The organism is Bradyrhizobium cosmicum (assembly GCF_032290525.1).
GTDB classification, from domain to species: domain Bacteria; phylum Pseudomonadota; class Alphaproteobacteria; order Rhizobiales; family Xanthobacteraceae; genus Bradyrhizobium; species Bradyrhizobium cosmicum_A.
The window spans coordinates 1-254 of record NZ_JASXTA010000392.1; the positions used below are offsets into that span (position 1 = coordinate 1).

Annotated in this window: 1 protein-coding gene; it reads left to right on the forward strand. The window is 57.1% G+C overall.

The features are described 5' to 3' along the window. Positions 1-68: 68 nt before the first annotated feature. Positions 69-254, forward strand: a 186-nt coding sequence (locus tag QSV46_RS40365; protein WP_314964279.1) for an ATP-binding cassette domain-containing protein, incomplete at its 3' end; no start/stop codon positions are given.

Sequence of the window (254 nt, forward strand, 5' to 3'; positions counted from 1 at the left end):
GCATATAACAGAACGAGTTCTGAAGCGCGAAGGGCAGCCAAACGCTGGCCGTTGACTTGCGCGAGGTAATGATCCGCTTCGGCGCATTCATCGCAGTCAAAAGCGTGAACCTCCAAGTAGGCGACGCGGAGTTCGTTGCGGTCATGGGACCAACCGGTTGCGGCAAGTCCACCATCCTGAACACTGTCACAGGTCTCTCAAAACCCGCGTCGGGAGACGTTCAGATCTTCGGCAAGCCGCTCACGGGACTGAAT